This is a genomic window from Pantoea nemavictus (assembly GCF_037479095.1).
Classification (GTDB): domain Bacteria; phylum Pseudomonadota; class Gammaproteobacteria; order Enterobacterales; family Enterobacteriaceae; genus Pantoea; species Pantoea nemavictus.
Genome location: NZ_JBBGZW010000001.1, coordinates 2,311,690 through 2,331,238, shown reverse-complemented (window position 1 = coordinate 2,331,238; position 19,549 = coordinate 2,311,690). Strand labels below are relative to the sequence as shown.

General features: G+C 55.3%; 18 protein-coding genes and 1 pseudogene. 5 read left to right on the top strand and 14 right to left on the bottom strand.

Translation table 11 applies throughout. The annotated features are described in order from the left end of the window. The first annotated feature begins 2 nt into the window (after positions 1–2). Positions 3–1,166: an acetyl-CoA C-acyltransferase FadA gene (gene fadA, locus WH298_RS10660; RefSeq protein WP_049852328.1), complete on the top strand. Its 1,164-nt coding sequence runs from the start codon at positions 3–5 to the stop codon at positions 1,164–1,166. Positions 1,167–1,217: 51 nt separating this feature from the next. On the opposite strand, the gene fre is transcribed toward fadA, so the two are convergent. From fre to pepE, 3 genes are all read right to left on the bottom strand, one after another. After that, a complete protein-coding gene (fre, locus tag WH298_RS10655) occupies positions 1,218–1,919 on the bottom strand; it encodes an NAD(P)H-flavin reductase (protein ID WP_049852327.1) in 702 nt (233 codons plus the stop codon). 39 nt (positions 1,920–1,958) lie between these two features. Then, complete coding sequence (gene ubiD, locus WH298_RS10650) at positions 1,959–3,443, bottom strand: 4-hydroxy-3-polyprenylbenzoate decarboxylase (protein WP_009127904.1); 1,485 nt, start codon at positions 3,441–3,443, stop codon at positions 1,959–1,961. 74 nt (positions 3,444–3,517) lie between these two features. Next, positions 3,518–4,249 (bottom strand): dipeptidase PepE, encoded by a 732-nt coding sequence (gene pepE / locus WH298_RS10645; protein ID WP_009127903.1) that lies wholly within the window; start codon positions 4,247–4,249, stop codon positions 3,518–3,520. A 208-nt stretch (positions 4,250–4,457) separates the two neighbouring features. Between pepE and rfaH the strand changes: the two genes are divergently transcribed. After that, entirely contained in the window at positions 4,458–4,946 is a 489-nt protein-coding gene (gene rfaH, locus WH298_RS10640) for a transcription/translation regulatory transformer protein RfaH (RefSeq protein WP_036621224.1), read from the top strand. Here the strand turns inward: rfaH and tatD are convergent. The 10 genes from tatD to udp form a co-directional block, all read right to left on the bottom strand. Next, positions 4,943–5,725, bottom strand: coding sequence for a 3'-5' ssDNA/RNA exonuclease TatD (gene tatD / locus WH298_RS10635; protein WP_180822830.1), 783 nt, complete (start codon positions 5,723–5,725; stop codon positions 4,943–4,945). The genes rfaH and tatD overlap by 4 nt on opposite strands. A gap of 87 nt (positions 5,726–5,812) precedes the next feature. Continuing rightward, on the bottom strand, positions 5,813–6,571 hold the full coding sequence (tatC, locus tag WH298_RS10630; RefSeq protein ID WP_009127897.1) for a Sec-independent protein translocase subunit TatC: 759 nt from the start codon (positions 6,569–6,571) through the stop codon (positions 5,813–5,815). Between the two features lie 2 nt (positions 6,572–6,573). After that, a complete protein-coding gene (tatB, locus tag WH298_RS10625) occupies positions 6,574–7,101 on the bottom strand; it encodes a Sec-independent protein translocase protein TatB (protein ID WP_180822829.1) in 528 nt (175 codons plus the stop codon). Between the two features lie 2 nt (positions 7,102–7,103). Next, positions 7,104–7,358 (bottom strand): Sec-independent protein translocase subunit TatA, encoded by a 255-nt coding sequence (gene tatA / locus WH298_RS10620; RefSeq protein ID WP_009127893.1) that lies wholly within the window; start codon positions 7,356–7,358, stop codon positions 7,104–7,106. A 110-nt stretch (positions 7,359–7,468) separates the two neighbouring features. After that, positions 7,469–9,106: a ubiquinone biosynthesis regulatory protein kinase UbiB gene (ubiB, locus tag WH298_RS10615; protein ID WP_009127891.1), complete on the bottom strand. Its 1,638-nt coding sequence runs from the start codon at positions 9,104–9,106 to the stop codon at positions 7,469–7,471. Beyond that, positions 9,103–9,708 (bottom strand): ubiquinone biosynthesis protein UbiJ, encoded by a 606-nt coding sequence (ubiJ, locus tag WH298_RS10610; RefSeq protein ID WP_180822828.1) that lies wholly within the window; start codon positions 9,706–9,708, stop codon positions 9,103–9,105. Before ubiJ ends, ubiB begins: the two co-directional genes overlap by 4 nt. Before the next feature lie 6 nt (positions 9,709–9,714). Next, complete coding sequence (ubiE, locus tag WH298_RS10605) at positions 9,715–10,473, bottom strand: bifunctional demethylmenaquinone methyltransferase/2-methoxy-6-polyprenyl-1,4-benzoquinol methylase UbiE (protein ID WP_008105805.1); 759 nt, start codon at positions 10,471–10,473, stop codon at positions 9,715–9,717. A gap of 75 nt (positions 10,474–10,548) precedes the next feature. Continuing rightward, complete coding sequence (gene rmuC / locus WH298_RS10600) at positions 10,549–12,060, bottom strand: DNA recombination protein RmuC (RefSeq protein WP_049852323.1); 1,512 nt, start codon at positions 12,058–12,060, stop codon at positions 10,549–10,551. 68 nt (positions 12,061–12,128) lie between these two features. After that, positions 12,129–13,400 carry a tetratricopeptide repeat protein gene (locus tag WH298_RS10595; protein WP_180822827.1) on the bottom strand — a complete coding sequence of 424 codons (1,272 nt, stop codon included), beginning with the start codon at positions 13,398–13,400 and terminating at the stop codon, positions 12,129–12,131. Between the two features lie 100 nt (positions 13,401–13,500). Beyond that, complete coding sequence (gene udp / locus WH298_RS10590; RefSeq protein ID WP_180822826.1) at positions 13,501–14,262, bottom strand: uridine phosphorylase; 762 nt, start codon at positions 14,260–14,262, stop codon at positions 13,501–13,503. Positions 14,263–14,564: 302 nt separating this feature from the next. Here udp and WH298_RS10585 point away from each other — a divergent pair, with 302 nt between their 5' ends. After that, positions 14,565–15,401, top strand: coding sequence for a dienelactone hydrolase family protein (locus WH298_RS10585; RefSeq protein WP_049852321.1), 837 nt, complete (start codon positions 14,565–14,567; stop codon positions 15,399–15,401). 41 nt (positions 15,402–15,442) lie between these two features. Here the strand turns inward: WH298_RS10585 and metE are convergent. Beyond that, a pseudogene (gene metE / locus WH298_RS10580) lies at positions 15,443–17,713 on the bottom strand (5-methyltetrahydropteroyltriglutamate--homocysteine S-methyltransferase). 214 nt (positions 17,714–17,927) lie between these two features. On the opposite strand from metE, the gene metR reads away from it, so the two are divergent. Together metR and WH298_RS10570 are read left to right on the top strand one after the other, a co-directional pair. Further along, complete coding sequence (gene metR / locus WH298_RS10575) at positions 17,928–18,860, top strand: HTH-type transcriptional regulator MetR (RefSeq protein ID WP_180822825.1); 933 nt, start codon at positions 17,928–17,930, stop codon at positions 18,858–18,860. A gap of 93 nt (positions 18,861–18,953) precedes the next feature. Further along, positions 18,954–19,433: a YehS family protein gene (locus WH298_RS10570; RefSeq protein ID WP_009127872.1), complete on the top strand. Its 480-nt coding sequence runs from the start codon at positions 18,954–18,956 to the stop codon at positions 19,431–19,433. Positions 19,434–19,549 lie beyond the last annotated feature (116 nt).

Genomic DNA, 19,549 nt, shown 5'->3' with positions numbered 1-19,549 from the left:
AAATGGAAAAAGTAGTCATTGTTGATGCCGTCCGCACGCCGATGGGCCGCTCCAAGGGCGGTGCGTTTCGTCAGGTTCGTGCGGAAGATCTTTCGGCGCATTTGATGCGCGAGCTGCTAAGCCGTAATCCATCGGTCGATCCCGCTACGCTGGACGACATTATCTGGGGCTGCGTACAGCAGACGCTGGAACAAGGCTTTAACATTGCACGTAATGCCGCGCTGCTGGCGGAGATCCCGCATCGCGTGCCTGCCAGCACCGTCAATCGCCTGTGCGGTTCGTCGATGCAGGCGCTGCACGATGCGGCACGCGCGATTATGGTGGGCGATGCGCACGCTTGCCTGATTGGTGGCGTAGAGCATATGGGCCACGTGCCAATGAGCCACGGTGTCGATTTTCATCCAGGACTTGGGCGTACGGTAGCGAAAGCCGCCGGCATGATGGGCTTAACCGCCGAAATGCTGGCGCGCATGCATCACATCACGCGCGAGCAGCAGGATGCCTTTGCCCTGCGTTCACATCAGCGCGCATGGGCAGCTACCCAGCGTGGCGACTTTAAGCGTGAGATTGTTGCAACTTATGGCCACGACGCCGATGGCGTGTTGAAACGCTACGAAAGCGATGAAGTGATTCGCGAAGAGACCAGCCTCGAAGGATTGGCCGCGCTGCGTCCGGCGTTCGATCCGGTCAACGGCACCGTCACCGCGGGAACGTCTTCTGCGCTCTCCGATGGCGCGGCGGCGATGTTGATCATGAGCGAAAGCCGCGCGCGCGAACTGGGTCTGACGCCGCGTGCGCGCATTCGCAGCATGGCGGTGGTTGGCTGCGATCCGTCGATTATGGGTTATGGCCCGGTTCCCGCCAGCAAGCTAGCGCTAAAACGCGCCGGCTTAAGCGTGCAGGATATCGACTTATTCGAGTTCAACGAGGCCTTTGCCGCGCAGGCGCTGCCGTGCATCAAGGACATGGGCTTGCTGGAACAGTTGGATGAGAAAGTGAATTTGAATGGCGGCGCGATTGCGCTTGGGCACCCGCTGGGCTGTTCCGGCGCGCGTATCAGTACCACGCTGCTGAATCTAATGGAACGTCGCGATGCGCAATTTGGTCTGGCGACCATGTGCATTGGCTTGGGCCAGGGTATCGCCACGGTGTTCGAACGGGTTTAATACGTTAACCACTGCACGAGTTCCCGCCCTTTCGGGCGGGCTTTTTATCTGTCAGATAAACGCAAACGCATCGCCGTACATCTGCGCTTCCAGCGCACCGCGCTCGGCGCAGAAACGCTCACGTGCAATCTTCGCCATCTCAAAACGACCAGCAATATAGATGTCGTGTTCACTGAGTGAAGCGTAATCCTGCATCACCGCCGTCAGCACCGTGCCGCTGCGTCCGGTCCAGTCATCTGCCGGTTGCTCAACCACCGGAATCACTTTCAGGTTCGGGTGCTTCACCGCCAGCGCATTCAACTCATCTAAATCGTACAGATGCATCAGCTCACGGCCGCCCCAGTAAATCGCAATTTCGCGATCGGGTTTCTGTGCCAGCGCGGTCAGCAGAATGGAACGCGCATAGGAGAAACCGGTGCCGCCGGCAATCAGAATGATCGGACGATCGCTCTCTTCGCGTAGCCAGGCATCGCCATGCGGCATATCTACCGTAATCTGACGATCGTTTTTGATGCGGTCCATCACCGCCATCGCGTAAAGATTAAGATCCGAGGCGCCAATGTGCAGTTCAATGATGTCCTTTTCCATTGGCGTGGACGCCAGCGAGAATGGGCGCTTATCACGCTCATCCATCACCACCATCAAATACTGTCCCGCGCGGAAGTTAAAATCCGCGGCCGGAATCAAACGGACGCGGTAAACCGTATCCGTAATCGCTTCAACCGAAGTCACTTTGCAGCTTAACGTTGTCATGCGTTCCCTTTTTCTTCGGGTCTGGTTGGTCTGCCGCTTTTAGCGCTGCGGCGGCTCGGCAAAGATTGCTAATTCATCCCAAATGGCGTCAATGCGCGCCGTAACGGCCGGATCTTTGACAATCGGCGTGCCCCATTCGCGCGTGGTTTCGCCCGGCCACTTATTGGTGGCATCAAGTCCCATCTTCGAACCTAAGCCGGAAACCGGCGAGGCAAAGTCGAGATAATCGATTGGCGTGTTCTCAACCAGCACCGTATCGCGTGCTGGATCCATGCGCGTAGTAATCGCCCAAATCACATCATTCCAGTCACGCGCGTTGACGTCGTCGTCACATACAATCACAAACTTGGTGTACATGAACTGACGCAGGAACGACCACACGCCAAACATCACGCGCTTGGCGTGACCGGCATACTGTTTCTTAATCGTCACCACCGCGAGGCGATAAGAACAGCCTTCCGGCGGCAGATAGAAATCAACAATCTCCGGGAACTGCTTGATCAGGATCGGCACCAGCACTTCATTCAGCGCCACGCCCAACACGGCCGGTTCATCCGGTGGACGCCCAGTATAGGTTGAATGATAAATCGGATTGCGACGTTGCGTTACGTGCGTCACGGTAAACACCGGGAAACTGTCTACTTCATTGTAGTATCCCGTGTGATCGCCGTATGGCCCTTCCGGTGCCACATCGCCCGGCTCAATGTAACCTTCCAGCACAATCTCTGCGCTCGCCGGCACTTCAAGCTCGTTAGAGATGCACTTTACCACTTCGGTTTTGTTGCCACGCAGCAAACCGGCGAAGGCATATTCAGAGAGCGTGTCGGGCACCGGCGTCACCGCGCCGAGAATGGTCGCCGGGTCGGCCCCGAGCGCGACAGATACCGGAAAACGTTCGCCCGGATGCGCTTTGCACCACTCCTGGAAATCGAGCGCGCCGCCGCGATGCGACAGCCAACGCATAATCAGGCGATTTTTGCCGATCACCTGCTGGCGATAGATGCCGAGATTCTGGCGCTCTTTATGCGGGCCACGCGTGACGGTTAATCCCCAGGTGATCAGCGGCGCGGCATCGCCTGGCCAGCATTTCATCACCGGGATGCGTGACAGATCGACGTCATCGCCGCTAAAAATCTCTTCCTGGCAAGGCGCATTGCGCAAGCGCTTGGTTGGCATATTCAGCACTTGCTTGAACTGCGGCATTTTATCAAACAGATCGCGGAAGCCTTTCGGCGGCTCCGGTTCCTTCAAAAATGCCAGCAGTTTGCCCACTTCGCGCAGCGCACTCACCTCTTCCTGGCCCATGCCCATCGCCACGCGTTTTGGCGTGCCGAACAGATTACACAGCACCGGCATGTCGTACCCTTTCGGGTTTTCAAACAGCAGCGCTGGGCCGCCGGCACGCAGCGTGCGATCGGCAATTTCGGTCATCTCCAGCTCAGGATCGATCTCCTGAGTGATGCGCTTTAACTCTCCACGCTGTTCGAGTAACGCGAGGAAGTCTCGTAAATCCTGATATTTCATGCGGCTTTAGCTTTCCGGCCAGAGTGAAGCGCCATTATAGGTGCGTTTCACGCTAGCATGTTGAGGTTTCTGAGTCAGGCTGGCTGACAGGAAAACGGCACCAGCGACTGAATCGCCAGCACATCGTGATACGCCGCAATCGGCTCGCCGTGGCGGAACACTTTAAAGTCTTCGCCGCGGGCGCTGTAGTAGCGCAGGCGATTTTCACTCACGTGTAGGAAACTGGCTTCGCGTAACGCAATCACCGATTCATGCGGGTTAACGGCGCAAAACTCAGCCAGGCGCTCATCGCGCGTTTCGCCCATATGGCCGCTGACGTGCGCATCAAGATAATGCGGATTGATCTGCACCGGGAACAAGCCCAGCGCAGGCAACACCACGCTGCTGCGCACCGGCATGTCATTGGTGGTGCGGATAGAAGGCGTTGCCACGTTGCAACCGGCGCTCCAGCCGACGTAAGGCACATCACGCTCGCGCACCGCGCGTTGAATCGCGACGATCAAGCCATGTTCATGCAGCATTTGATTGAGGAACCAGGTATTTCCGCCGCTCACCAGAATCAGCTCGGCTTGCTCAATCGCCGCGACGGGGGAGGTAAACTCATGCACCGTGCGCACTTCAATGCCTAATGAATCTGACAAATCTTGCGCGCGTTGCGCATGATCGCCACGAATAATCGCGTAGGGCACCAGCACCGCCGACGTAATGCCGCGCTGGGCGATCATCGCGTGTAGCTGCGGGTGGGCGTAACTCAACAGCGGCGCATCCTCGGCCACTTTGCCGTTACTTAACAGGAACAGTTCCATCGGCCACTCCTTTTCAATCGAAAGATGGGGATGGAGTCTGATACAGATGGTCGCCAGCCGTCAATTTTCTTGCACGAAAGCGTTAATTAGCCGCATCAATCAGAAAATTCGCAGTGAATTTTTTTCAGCACAGGGTTTCCCTCCGCCGATGCGCTATAACTCTGTCAGCAGGTTTGATATTCTTAGCGTCCATTCTTTGGGAGCAGTTATGGAATCCTGGTACTTACTCTATTGCAAACGTGGACAACTGTTGCGCGCGAAAGAGCATCTTGAGCGGCAAGCGGTGAATTGCCTGAGCCCAATGATCGCTTTGGAGAAGATTGTGCGCGGTAAACGCACCACCGTGAGTGAGCCGCTGTTCCCCAATTATTTGTTTATCGAGTTCGATCCCGAAGCGATTCACACCACCACCATCAGCAGCACGCGCGGCGTCAGCCACTTCGTGCGCTTCGGCGCCATGCCGGCTACCGTATCGCACGATGTGATCGAAGCGCTACAAACCGACGCGCCGCAGATCGTGTTAGATCCGGAAACGCCGCAGAGCGGTGATGAAGTGATCATCACCGATGGCACCTTCGAAGGACTGCGCGCGATTTTTGCCGAGCCGGATGGTGAAACGCGCTCCGTTCTGCTGCTGAACATGCTGAACAAACAGGTGATGCGCAGCGTGGATAACAAGCAGTTCCGCAAGCTTTAGGCCAGCTTAAAAAGTTGACGCGCGTTGCGATTGACCTGCGCGCCCAGCGCTTCCGCCTCTTCTCCACGCCAGTTCGCCACTTGCTGCACAATGTGCGGCAGGAAGCACGGCTCATTGCGGCGCGAAGTGGGACGTGGATGCATATCGCGCGGCAGTAAATAGGGTGCGTCGGTTTCCAGTAACAGACGCTCAGCCGGAATCAACGGCAGCAATTCGCGCAGTTCCATACCGCGACGTTCGTCGCACACCCAACCGGTAATGCCTACTGACAACCCGAGTGCCAGGCACGCTTGCAGCTCATCACGCGTACCGGTAAAGCAGTGCACCACCGCGCCCACCAGTTTTGGCAGCCACGGCTCAAGCACCGCCACAAAACGATCGTGCGCTTCACGACAATGAAGAAATACCGGCAGCTGCAGTTCTGCAGCCAGTGCGAGCTGCGCATCAAAGGCGTACTCCTGTTGATCGTGGGCCGAAAGATTGCGGTTAAAATCCAGGCCGCATTCGCCGATGGCGACAACCTGGGCGCTTTCCGCGAGACGACGCAAGGTATTCGCCGTTTCCACCGACCATTCACTGGCATGATGCGGATGAACGCCCGCCGTCGACCAGCAGTAGCCGGCGTGTAATGCCGCCAGCTGACGTGCCTGCTGGCTCTCCAGCGCGTTAGTGCCGGTAATTAACAGGCCGGTGACGCCTGCTTCGCGCGCACGTTTCACAACCTGCTCGCGATCTTTTGCGAATTGCGTGCTGGTCAGGTTTACACCGATATCAAACATGTTTTCTCCCCAATAAAAAACCGCCCGGTTAGGCGGTTTAGATTCATTCTCTTCCCGCTTGCTGGCGGGTGCCCTGCTTAAAAGACATCAGGATTCGGTATTCTGTTCCTCATCCGAAGACTGACGCCCTTTACCCACATAGTAGCGGGAGAAGAATACGCCGACTTCAAACAGGCAGTACATCGGAATAGCGAGCAAAGTTTGGGAGAAAACATCCGGCGGTGTGAGCAACATCCCAACGACGAAGGCGCCAACCAGCATATACGGACGTTTCTTTCTCAGATCGTCAGGTGAAGTAATGCCTGTCCAGCACAGCAGCACAATGGCAATCGGCACCTCAAACGCCACGCCAAAGGCCATGAAAATGGTCATGACGAAGTCGAGATAATTGGTGATATCCGTGGCGATGGTCACGCCTTGCGGTGCCGTTTTGGCGAAGAAACCAAACGCCAGCGGGAACACGATGAAATACGCAAACGCCACGCCGACGTAGAACAGCAGCGTACTGGAGAACAGCAGCGGCATTACCAGTTTACGCTCGTGACGATAGAGCGCTGGCGCGACAAACGCCCACACCTGATACAAAATCACCGGCACGGCAAGAAACACCGAGACAATAATGGTGAGCTTAATTGGCGTGAAGAAGGGTGATGCTACGTCGGTGGCGATCATGCTCGCACCAGCCGGCATCTGGCTAATCAATGGTGACGCTACCAGATGGTAAATGTCATTGGCGAAGTAGACCAGACACAGAAAGATGACTAAAACAGCGATGATGCAATTCAACAAACGCTTACGCAGCTCAATCAGATGGCTAATGAGCGGTTGGGTATCTTCAACGGCCATGTTTATCGTTCATCTTTTACGAGAGAAATCTTCGCAGTGCTTTGCGGGGCACTGGCGACGGGAGGATTATCCACTGCAGAAGTTACGTCAACTGGCTGCGGAACCTGTGCTGCGGCACTGGTTTGATGTTCTGCAGCAGCAGGCGTGACCGCAGGGGAAGTAGCCGGCTGCGCTACTGCTGGCGGAGTCTGATGAATGGTGTTGGCTTCATCTTCCTCTTTTTCGAGATCGATACTCTGCTGCACGGAGCGCTTCATTGAGTCGGCGGTTTTACGCAGTTCTTCCATCGACTCTTTCAGCTCCGGTGACAGCGTGCCACGACCCGCCTCTTCCACCTTTTTCAGGCTGTCCTGCAATTCCTGCAGTTTCAGCTCCTGTGCCAGTTCGTTTTGTACATTCGCGGCCAGCGAGCGAATGGCTCTGATCCAGCCGACGACGGTTTTCACCGCAACCGGTAATCGCTGCGGGCCAAGCACAATCAGCCCGATCACGAACACCAATACCAGTTCACTAAAACCAATGTCGAACACAGTTATACCTGCTTGTCGTTCCGGGCGTCGTCTTTAGTCGCCGAGGTTTGCTGTTTGTCTGCCAGAGTTTTGGCGTTGAAGTCAGCGTCCTGCTCTTTCGGTTGATCCTTTTTATCGTCTTCATCGCCCATGGCTTTTTTGAAGCCGCGGATAGAAGAACCCAAATCCGAACCCAGGTTGCGAAGTTTGTTGGTACCGAACAGAAGAACAACAATGACGGCAATGATTAACAATTGCCAAATACTGATACCGCCCATGAGATATGCCTCTAATATTCTGTGAAAAACTGTTGACTGTAACGCACAGAAAGCCCGTATGATTTCGGGCTTTAGCTTGCGACATTACGCGATTTGAACCAGGCAGACAATCAGTTTGTCTTGCGCCAGCCAATAAGCCAGGTGACGATGCCGGCAGCCATTAAAAGCGCCGGGAAGAAATCCCAATCCGGTCGACTTAACAGTACGGCGGTGCCACTTAATAACAGTGTAGCTCCTACGCCAAACAGATAGCGCGCCTGATGATTTCGTGTGCGCTGTACGTTTAAATCGGTGACGAGTTTATCGACGCTGTGCTTCAATAATTTGTGCTGGCGCATACTGTCGTAAAATAGCTCCGGCAACTCCGGCAGTTTTTCCGCCCAGTACGGCGCTTTCTCTTTCACCGCACGCATTATTGCCGGGATACCAATCTGATCTTTGATCCAATCTTCCAGGAACGGCTTGGCGGTTTTCCACAAGTCGAGCTGAGGATAGAGCTGGCGACCAATCCCTTCGACATACAGCAACGTCTTCTGCAGCAGCACCAGCTGCGGCTGCACTTCCATATTGAAGCGACGCGCGGTATTAAACAGATTCAGTAACACGTGACCGAAGGAGATCTCAGCCAGCGGTTTTTCGAAAATCGGCTCACACACGGTACGAATGGCAAACTCAAAATCTTCAACGTTAGTATCCAGCGGCACCCAGCCTGAATCCACATGCAGCTCAGCCACTTTGCGGTAATCGCGATTAAAGAAGGCGATAAAGTTTTCCGCCAGATAGCGCTTATCTTCTTTATTCAGTGAACCGACAATACCGCAGTCGATGCCGATGTACTGTGGATCTTCTGGGTGATCGTAGCTGACGAAGATATTGCCAGGATGCATGTCGGCATGGAAGAAGCTGTCGCGGAACACCTGGGTGAAGAACACCTGCACGCCGCGCTCTGCCAGTAACTTCATATTGACGCCGTGCTGCTCCAGCGTGGCGATATCCGAGATCGGAATGCCGTAAATGCGCTCCATTACCATCATTGATTCACTGCAGTAATCAGAGAACACTTCGGGTACGTAAAGCATGCGGCTTTGGTCGAAGTTACGACGCAGCTGGATGGCGTTGGCCGCTTCACGCAGCAGATTCAGCTCATCAATCAGGGTTTTTTCGTAATCGCGTACCACTTCCAGCGGACGCAGACGACGTCCATCCGGCAGCAAACGCGGCACCCAACGCGCCAGACGATAAATCAACCGCATGTCCGCTTTGATCACCGGCAGGATATCGGGACGAATCACTTTGATCACCACGGCGCGGCCGTTGGACTTCAACGTGGCGGTGTGCACCTGTGCAATAGATGCAGAGGCCAGCGGTTTAATGTCGAAGTCTTCAAACCAGGTTTCCACCGGGCCGCCAATCGACTGTTCAATCTGCTGCTTCGCTTTGACGCCATCAAACGGCGCCACGCGGTCCTGCAGCACGGCAAGCTCATCGGCAATCGCTGGCGGGAACAGATCGCGTCGCGTGGAGAGCATTTGACCGAACTTGATCCACACCGGACCAAGCTGCTCCATGGCTAAACGGATGCGCACGCCAGGCGAGGCGTCTTTGTGTTGGTTAGGGATCCAGAAGATGCAGCGCCGCCACAGGCGTAACAGCAGCGTGAAGCGCATGCGGGGAATCAGTTCATCAAGGCCATAAGTGAGAAAGATCTTGATGATGAAATATAAGCGCCGAATTTCTCCCAGCGTCATTTCGCCTCCAGCTGTGCCAAACGCGTTTCATATGCATTGAGCGAACGTTCCATCGCTTCCACTTCCTCGCAGAACCATGCCAGTTCCAGAGCACCCGGCGCGACGCGCCACTCTTCCGTCAGCGCCTGGCCAAGATAATCCTGGCGGCGCATAACCTGCTGCTGCACGAATCTCAGCGCCTGCTGTGCGGCCTGGCTTACCCCTTGCGCGGCGATGTCGCCAATCCACGGCGCGAGATATTCGGCCGGATCAAGCTCGGCGAGATCCATCAGCGCAGAGAATTGCTGTACCACCTGCAAATCTCCGTCCACCTCCAGTTCACCGCTTCTGATCAAGCTGGTGAGCTGCTGGCGATCGCGCAGTTTCGGCAAGGTGCTGACACGCAAACTCACTGTGCAGTCGCTGCTATCCTGCCAATCACTCAGTACATCAAGTTGTGATTCGCTAAACACCAGCACTAAAGGAAAATCGAGCTCTTGCAGACGCAGCAGCAACACCTTGCCCGCCAGACGCTGGCGCGCGGCTTTCAGGCTGCGATCGCGATAGAGAACACGGTTCAGGGCGGTCTCAAGACCGCCGGTGATGAGAGGAGTTAAAGTCATGATGGATTAAAATTTAAATCCGCGATGCAGCGCGACAATACCGCCAGTCATATTGAAGTAGGTGGTATTTTCAAAGCCGGCATCATTCATCATCGCTTTCAGGGTTTCCTGATCGGGATGCATACGAATCGACTCTGCCAGATAACGATAGCTTTCAGCATCTTGCGCCACCAGCTGGCCAATACGCGGCAGAATATGGAATGAATAGGTGTCGTAAGCCTTGCTCAGCGGCTCCAGCAGCGGCTTGGAGAATTCCAGCACCAGCAGGCGTCCGCCCGGCTTCAGCACGCGGAACATCGACGCCAGCGCTTTCTCTTTTTCGGTGACGTTACGCAAACCGAACGAGATGGTGATGCAATCGAAATAGTTATCCGGGAACGGCAGCGCTTCGGCGTTCGCCTGAACATAGCTGACATTACCCGACACGCCGAGATTACGCAGCTTTTCGCGGCCCATCTTCAGCATTGAGCTGTTGATATCAGCCAACACAACCTGGCCGGTTTCGCCCACCAGACGAGAGAATTTAGCCGTCAGATCGCCGGTACCACCCGCCAGATCCAACACGCGCTGACCGCGGCGCACACCGCTGCTGTCAATGGTAAAACGCTTCCAGACACGATGGATGCCAAACGACATCAAATCGTTCATCAGGTCATATTTTGCCGCGACGGAGTGAAACACGTCCGCGACTTTATCGGCCTTTTCGCTTTTCGCGACGGTCTGGAAGCCAAAATGGGTAGTTTCCTGCTGTGATTCATCTGCCATCGGTTTTACCTGTTCCACAAACAATTCTTGCCGAAGTGTATCAGAGTCGCGCTACACGAGCACGCGACCACCGTGCTATTCGTTGATGCGGCGCAGCGAGTCCGTTGTCGAATCTGAAACGCTTTCATCAACGTTGGGATCGTCTGCCCAATCTTCATCCGCCTCTTCCGGCTGCGCCTGTTCCACCAACTGCGGATTGATCGGCCGTTTGATCTCCACACCAAGCGAGCGGAAAGCTTCACTTTGCGCAATCAGATTGCCGCGTCCTTCAGACAGCTTTTTCATCGCCTGATGATAGCTTTGCTGCGCCTTATCAAGATTGTGACCGATACCGCTCATGTCATCGACGAACAGCCGCATTTTGTCATACAGCCGCGTTGCCCGATCGGCGATGCGCTGTGCGTTGCGGCTTTGATGTTCATAACGCCAGAGATTGTTGATGGTGCGCAGCGCCACCAGCAGCGTAGTTGGGCTGACCAGCATGATGTTCTGCTGCAGCGCTTCGCTGATCAGCTCTGGCTGACGATCGATCGCGAGCAGAAATGCCGGTTCCACCGGGATAAACATCAACACATAATCCAGAGAGCGTAAACCGGGCAATTGTTGGTAATCTTTTCGGCTTAGCAAGCGAATGTGTCCACGCATGGCGTTGACGTGCTCCTGAATGGCCTGCTCGCGCGTGGCTTCATCATCGGCGTTGAAATAGCGCTCGTAAGCGACCAACGTCATCTTCGCGTCGATCACCACATCTTTGCCCTGCGGCAAACGGACAATCACATCTGGTTGCATCCTGCCCTGCTGCTCCAGCTGAACGCTTACCTGCGTTTGGTATTCATAGCCTTCACGCAGTCCAGAGGCTTCCAGCACGCGGCTTAGCACCACTTCGCCCCAGTTGCCCTGGATTTTATTGTCACCTTTTAGCGCTTTGGTGAGATTGACCGCTTCCTGCGCCATCTGCGCGTTGAGCTGCTGCAGCTGGCGAATTTCATGCGTCAGCGTGTGGCGTTCACGCGCTTCCAGCCCAAAGCTGTCAGTCACCTGACGGCGGAAACCATCCAGCTGTTCACGCAGCGGGCCAATCAGACTGTTCAGGCTTTGACGGTTTTGTTCATCGACGCGGCGCCCGCTGTTTTCAAAGATGCGGTTGGCCAGATTTTCAAACTGCGCGCTGAGTCGCTGTTCGCTGTTGGTGAGCAGGCGCTGTTTCTCTTCAGCGCCGTAGCGTGTCTCTTCAAGACGGATGGTCACTTCGCGCAACTCCGCTTCCTGCGCGCTATTAACTTCCAGCTGATTACGCAATTCACGACTGAGCTGTTCGCTCTCGCCGCGCCAGTAATCGAGCTGCTGCAAACGTTCCTGCGCACCGCTGAGCGCGCCGTGCAATTGGCGCATCTCCTGCTCACGTTGCTGGATTTGCTGTTGTAAATGTTCGATCTGCTGATGTTGGCGCTGCTGCGCCTCTTCCAACAGACGACGCTCGGTCGTGAAGCTGGCATGCTGATGACCGGCGCGCAGCTGGGCAATGATCCAGCCAATGCCTAAACCGGCCAGCGCCAGCGCGCCGCTAATGATAAGTTGCTGATCCATAATCCCCCCGCGGATCGTCTCGCTGAGGGAAAAGGTAGAGGGGTACTGTATGAATGTCCAGATTTTATTTACAGGGCTTTTACGGTCAAATCGCCGGCTTTCCACGCGTCAATCAGGAAGAACGGCATCGGAAGTAACCATTCGGTTTCATCCTTGATTTTTGCTGGATAGGTCCAACTTTGGCCGCCGTAGGTGATCTCAACCTGCTGGCAACCGTTTTCCGCATTTTCAACTTTACCGGCCATGCTAGCAAAACCGGCGTTGCTGCCGACGTGGAAGCTATCGGTTTGCCAGCGAATCGGTTGATGCGCTGGCCAGGGCTGCGCCTGATGGAAGTGAAAAATATCGTCGTGACTCAGCAAGCTTTCACGCACCGTTGGCCACAACGCCACTTTAAGAAAATACTGGTCGGTAAAGCGTTCGCTGCCTTGGTACTGGGCGATAAAGTCACGCATCTGCTGTTCAACATTGTGGAACACGCCATGACAACCGCCCCACATACCCGCTAGCAGCAGTTCGGTATGCGAGAAGTAATCGCGCATGTGATGGAACCAGAATGGGGAGTCCAGCCAGGCTTCAACCGCAACCACTTCACGCTCGGAGAGTAATGAATCGGCGTCACGCACGATGTAACGTTTAACGCTGGGATCGTCCATCACTAAAAAGCGCCACAGCGTGGGGAAGATAGCTTTTTCCTGGGACATATCCACCAGCTGGGTGTTCGGCTGCGTCAGACGCTGCCACACGTGCTGCGGGACGCTATCGTCAAGATAGATGCGGCAGATCCAGTCAGGATAGAACTCGCGCGCCACTTCGATGTTCTTAATCAGCGTTTCGCAGTAGCGTGGCTGGCCACCGTAGAGGCTGAAGGAGATGATGTTTTCTGTCGGGTTATGGCGATTGATCGGTGGCGGTACGTCTGAGGGATACGCCACTTTCTGGCCTTTACTGAAGATCACATCGGATTTCTGCAGCGATTCGAGGCCGTAACGCGCCACTTCATCCTGCTTATCAAGCCAACCGCAGACTTCGGTCAATCCATCCAGCCAGGTTTCCGACGCCTGCGCGCGCTGCGCGGCCGGGGCCTGATAGATCTTCTGGTAAATCTTGTAGGATTTCTTGTGCTCGCCCACGCGCATTAAGGTTAACGCGTAGTCGCTGAGCACCTGCATGTGATTTGGCAACACGCGCAGCACTTCTTCACAGCACTGACGAGCGAGGGGATAGTTATGAGCCGCCATGGCCTGACGAAATCTCGCTGCTGCGCCCTCAACGCGTGATTGCGCAGTAGCGGGATTATTCATGAAATTAGGACGTGAGACAGAAACCATTTTGCGCATAAGAAATTTCTCAGTAGCTGCTGAAATTGCGCGCATTCTAATCAGGCAATTGCTGAGCTCCCTATAAGCCTGGTCTCGAATTCATCCCTTGAATGGCGCACTAAATTAAGCGACGCGCGGCTTCTACCACAATTTTCACCGCATCACTTTCGGTCTGCTTCATGGTCACCGCATCCGGAATCTCTTTTTGCGTACGGTTCACGATGACGCCAGCCACCATGCCGGCACGCAGTCCCTGACTGGCGCACATGGTTAACAGTGTAGCGGATTCCATCTCATAGTTAAGGACGCCCATTTGCTGCCACTCATCCATTGAGCCCTGGAAGCGCTTCACCACGCGACCAGAGAAGGTGTCATAGCGTTCCTGCCCCGGATAGAAGGTGTCAGAGGACGCGGTAATGCCAATGTGCGTTTTGGCACCGCAGGCTTCCGCTGCGGCAACCAGCGCGGTGGTGCAGGTGAAATCGGCCACGGCCGGGAACTCCATCGGTGCGAAGTGCAGGCTGGCACCGTCAAGGCGGACAGACGCCGTGGTGACCAGCACATCACCGACATTAATATGCGGCTGAATGGCGCCGGTGGTGCCAACGCGCAGGAAGGTGCGCACACCGAGTTGCGCCAGCTCTTCTACCGCAATCGAGGTTGAAGGTCCGCCGATACCGGTTGAACACACCACCACCGGTTTACCATCGACTTCCGCCAGATAGGTGGTGAATTCACGATGCGAAGCCAGATGCTGTGGATTCTCCATCAGCGCGGCGATTTTCTTCACGCGCTCAGGATCGCCGGGAACGATGGCCAGCGTGGCTCCTTTTAGGGAAGCTTTGGTGATGCCAAGATGGAAAACGTCAGACTGGGCCATATCAGACTCCTGATAAATAGGGGATGTGCGCGCCACTCTACGTGAGCAGGAAACATAATTATGTGACTAATTTCACTATCAATAATGAAACTTACATTATCATAAAAATATTTTGTGATTTACATCACACATTAGTGCGCTGCAATTCTGAATTGCTACAAGCGGTGCTGTGTAAGTACTGATGGCAATGTTAATAGAGAAGCAGCACACGTGAAAAAAATCCCTCTGCACCCTACGTCAGCCTTGCTTGACCAGCCAGGCTATAGTTACGTGATTGCGCATTTGCTAGCACGGAGAGAACCATGAAAACCGAAGACAATATGGCACAAAAAACGGCACCCGGCGGCTTTGCACCGGCCGTTCAGCCCACCGCAAGCAGCACGATTATTACCGCCAGCGACGCGATTCATGCTGGCGAGACCTCGGTTCCAAGCCAGGGCGAAAATTTGCCCGCCTACTATGCCCGGCCAAAAGAGTACCAAGGCACATTGCCAGTGGTGTTAGTCGTGCAGGAGATTTTCGGTGTGCATGAGCATATCCGCGATGTTTGCCGGCGTTTGGCGCTGGAAGGCTATCTGGCGATCGCCCCTGAGCTCTATTTCCGCGAAGGCGATCCCAACGATTACAACGACATTCCCACGCTGTTTAAAGAGTTGGTGAGCAAGGTTCCGGATACGCAGGTACTGTCCGACCTCGATCATGTGGCTAACTGGGCGGCAAGTCATGGTGGCGATGCGCGTCGCCTGGCAATTACCGGCTTCTGCTGGGGCGGACGCATTAGCTGGCTGTTTGCCGCGCACAATCCTCAAGTGCGAGCCGCTGTGGCGTGGTATGGCCGCTTAGAGGGTGAGAAGACGCTGAAGCAGCAGAAACATCCGATCGATATTGCGGTGGACCTGAATGCGCCCGTGCTGGGCCTTTATGGCGGTCAGGATGACAGCATTCCACTGGAGAGCATTGATAAGATGCGTCAGGCGCTGCATGCCGCCAATGCCAAAGCGGAGATCGTGGTGTATCCGGATGCCGGCCACGCTTTCAACGCGGATTACCGTGCGAGCTATCACGCCGATTCCGCCAAAGATGGCTGGCAACGTATGCTGGCGTGGTTCGCGCAGTATGGCGTGGCACCGAACGCGTAATAAAAAGGGGCGCGTATGCGCCCCAATCACATTTGCGGCTACTAAGCCGTTTCACCCCGCAGGTTCTGCGCCGCTTTGACCATGTTTGCCAGTGCCTGACGGGTTTCCGTCCAGCCACGCGTTTTCAGGCCACAATCCGGGTTAACCCACAGACGTTCTTCCGGGATGCTTTGCGCCGCTTTGCGCAGCAACGCTTCCATCCACTCCACGCTCGGTACGTTCGGTGAGTGGATATCGTAAACGCCCGGACCAATCTCATTGGGATAGTCGAACTCTTTAAACGTATCCAGCAGATCCATATCGGAACGTGAGGTTTCGATGGTGATAACGTCGGCATCCAGTGCGGCGATGGAGTCCATGATGTCATTGAACTCGCAGTAACACATATGAGTGTGAATTTGCGTGTCGTCTTGCGCCACCGCGGCATTCAGACGGAAAGCATCAACTGCCCATGTCAGATACGCCGCCCAATCGGACTGATGCAGCGGCAGACCTTCGCGCAGCGCGGGTTCATCAATCTGAATGATGCCGATGCCGGCTTTTTCCAGATCTGCCACTTCGTCACGCAGCGCCAGCGCAATCTGTTTCGCAATGGTTTCACGGCTCACATCTTCACGTGGGAACGACCAGCAGAGAATGGTTACCGGACCGGTCAGCATGCCTTTAACCGGTTTGTCGGTCAGTGATTGCGCGTATTTGGCCCACTCAACGGTGATCGCGGCAGGACGGCTGACGTCGCCGATGATAACTGGCGGTTTTACGCAGCGAGAACCGTAGCTCTGCACCCAGCCGTTCTGGGTGAATACGAAGCCGGCGAGATTTTCGCCAAAGTATTCCACCATGTCGTTACGTTCAGCTTCACCGTGCACCAGCACGTCCAGCCCCAACCGTTCCTGCTCAACGATAGCCTGTTTGATATGTTCTGCGATGCCGGTGCGGTAGTTGCCGCCATCAATGTTGCCTTTTTTGAACTCGAGGCGCAGGCCGCGAATTTCCGTCGTCTGCGGGAATGAACCAATCGTAGTGGTTGGCCACGCCGGCAGATTAAAGCGGTTACGCTGCGCTTTCGCACGCTCGGTATAGTTGCTGGCGCGCTCGATGTCTTTGGCCTGGATTCTCGCCAGACGCTCGCCGACCACGGGATTGTGAACGCGTGTTGAGTTGGCACGCGCACGAATCGGCGCGCTCCACTCCACCAGTGAAGCAGCATCATGGTTATTTAGCGCCTTGCTCAACAGCGACAGCTCAGTGCATTTCTGCAGGGCAAAGGCGAACCAGCTTTTCACCTCTTCATCCAGCCGCGTTTCCACGCTCAGATCGATTGGGCTATGCAGTAGTGAGCAGGACGAACCGATCCACAGCTGTTTACGCTGGCCAACCAACGGCTGCAGCCGTTCAAACCAGCTGCTGAGATCCGCACGCCAGACGTTGCGACCGTTGATAACACCCACCGAAAGCAGCCAATCTGCCGGGATCTGCTGGTTCAGCTGCTGGATATCATCTTTACCGTGAACCAGGTCGACGTGCAGACCTTGCACCGGCAGCGCTTTAATCACGTCAAGGTTCTGGCCGATGCTGTCGAAGTAGGTCGTCAGCAGCAGTTTGCTTTCACCTTGCAGCGCCTCGTAAGCCGGTTTGAAGGCATCGCGCCACGTTGCTGGCAGCTCCAGCGCCAGTGCTGGCTCATCGATTTGTACCCATGCGATATCGCGTTTATTCAGTTCAGCCAATACCTGTTGGTAAACGGGCAGAATATCTTTCAGCAGTGACAGACGATCAAACTGCTCGCCCTTCACTTTACCTAGCCACAGATAGGTTACCGGGCCGAGCAGCACCGGTTTAACCTTGTGGCCGAGCGCCAACGCTTCATCAACCTCATCCAGCAGCTGGGTCCAGGTCAGTTTGAACCGCTGGCCGAGGGTGAATTCCGGCACCATGTAGTGATAATTGGTGTTAAACCATTTGGTCATTTCCGCCGCCGCAGCGGGTTCACCGCTAGGTGCACGGCCACGGCCAAGGCGGAAGAGCGTATCGAGATCGACGGATCCATCATGGTTTTGATGGCGTGCTGGCACATTACCCAGCATCAGGCTGGTGGTCAGAACATGATCGTACCAGGCGAAATCGCCAACCGGCAGCAGATCCACTCCCGCGTCTTGCTGCTGTTGCCAGTGACGAGCACGCAGTTCGCGACCCACGGCCAGCAGCTCTTCCTATGAGCTTTTATCTGCCCAATAGCTTTCCTGTGCTTTTTTCAGTTCACGACGCAGACCGACGCGCGGGAAACCGAGTGTATGGTTGAGAATGGTCATTTGCTGTTCTCCAGATATTCTTTTAGGTACAACCGATTTACGTTCATCCAGCGAAAGAAGAGGTCATTCGCTGAGCTGTATGGCTGGACAAAGGTAAAGTGGCCGCGACGCTTGCTTGAGATGTTTAGCCGTCCAGATGTTTACACCGCCATAATCTGCGGGTACTGTATGTTCCTCAAGCGCAATTTGTTCAATCTCGATGTGAAGGATTCTCATGATCGAACTCAAACACCTGCGGACGCTGCAGGCGTTACGGAATACCGGCTCGTTAGCCGCCGCCGCCTCACAGCTTCATCAGACGCAATCGGCGTTGTCCCACCAGTTCAGCGATCTGGAACAGCGGCTGGGATTCCGTCTGTTTGTGCGTAAAAGCCAGCCGCTGCGTTTTACGCCGCAGGGAGAGATTTTGTTGCAGCTGGCCGAGCAGGTTTTGCCGCAGATTCAGCAAGCCTTGCAGGCGTGCCATGAGCCGCATCAGACCACATTGCGTATCGCCATCGAGTGTCACAGCTGCATTCAGTGGCTGACGCCTGCGCTGAATAATTTTCGTCAGAGCTGGCCGCAGGTGGTGATGGATTTCAAATCTGGCGTGACTTTTGACCCCCAACCGGCGTTGCAGCAGGGCGAGCTGGATGTGGTGTTGACCTCCGACATTTTGCCGCGCAGCGGGTTGTTCTATTCACCGATGTTCGATTTTGAAGTGCGTTTAGTGATGGCGCCGGATCATCCTTTGGCGCAGCTTGATCATATTTCCCCGGAAGATATGGCTGAAGAGGTGCTGATGATTTATCCGGTGCAGCGCCAGCGTTTGGATGTGTGGCGACATTTCCTGCAGCCGGCGGGCGTGAGTCCAGCCTTGAAGAGCGTAGATAATACGCTGTTGCTGATTCAGATGGTGTCGGCAGGCATGGGCATCGCCGCGCTACCGCATTGGGTGGTAGAGAATTTTGAGCAGCAGGGTTTGGTGGTCACCAAGACGCTGGGCGATGGGCTGTGGAGCCGCCTGTATGCCGCGGTCCGCGAAGGTGAGCAGCGTCAGCCGGTGTTGGAAGCTTTCGTACGTTTTGCCCGCCAACACGCCTGTGAACATCTGCCGTTCGTGCGCGATGCCGCACGTCCTGGCGCATTGCAGAGCACCTCTTCCTGATGCTACTGGGCGGCGAAAGTCGCCCGCGCTGTTATCCCTGCCCCGCCTGCTCTATAATGCGCCGCCTCAACCCGCGACCAAGAGAGTTTCACCATGATGAGTAACGATGTTCTGCGCAGCGTGCGCTATATGCTTGATTTGAGCGATAGCAAAGTGGTGGAGATTTTTGCCTTAGCGGGAAGTGAAGTGCCGCTGGAAGATGTGCAGGCGTGGATGAAGAAGGATGACGATGCCGCGTTTCGCAAGCTGCCGGATGTGTTGATGGGGTACTTCCTCAACGGTCTGATTTTTTATCGTCGCGGTAAGAGTGAAGATGCACCCGCACCGTCGATTGAGCGCCGCATGAATAATAATATTTTCATGAAGAAGCTGCGTATCGCCTTTGCACTGAAGACCACCGATATTCCGGATGTGTTGCTAAAAGCGAACTTTAAGATTTCGCAGGCTGAGGTGGGCGCAATTTTCCGTAACCCGGAACACAAGAACTTCCGCGAATGCGGCGACCAGATTCTGCGTAATTTCCTGAAAGGTTTGACGATGATCCATCGTCCGGGACCGGTTAAGAAGGCTTAATCGCTTCATGGTTCTAGCCGGGTCAGGGATAGCGCGGCAGATCGCAAAGGGAAACCACTTCCCTGTGGATCAGCCTCGCGAGTACTCACCCCATCCATGGGGTTCGGCCGCAAGCG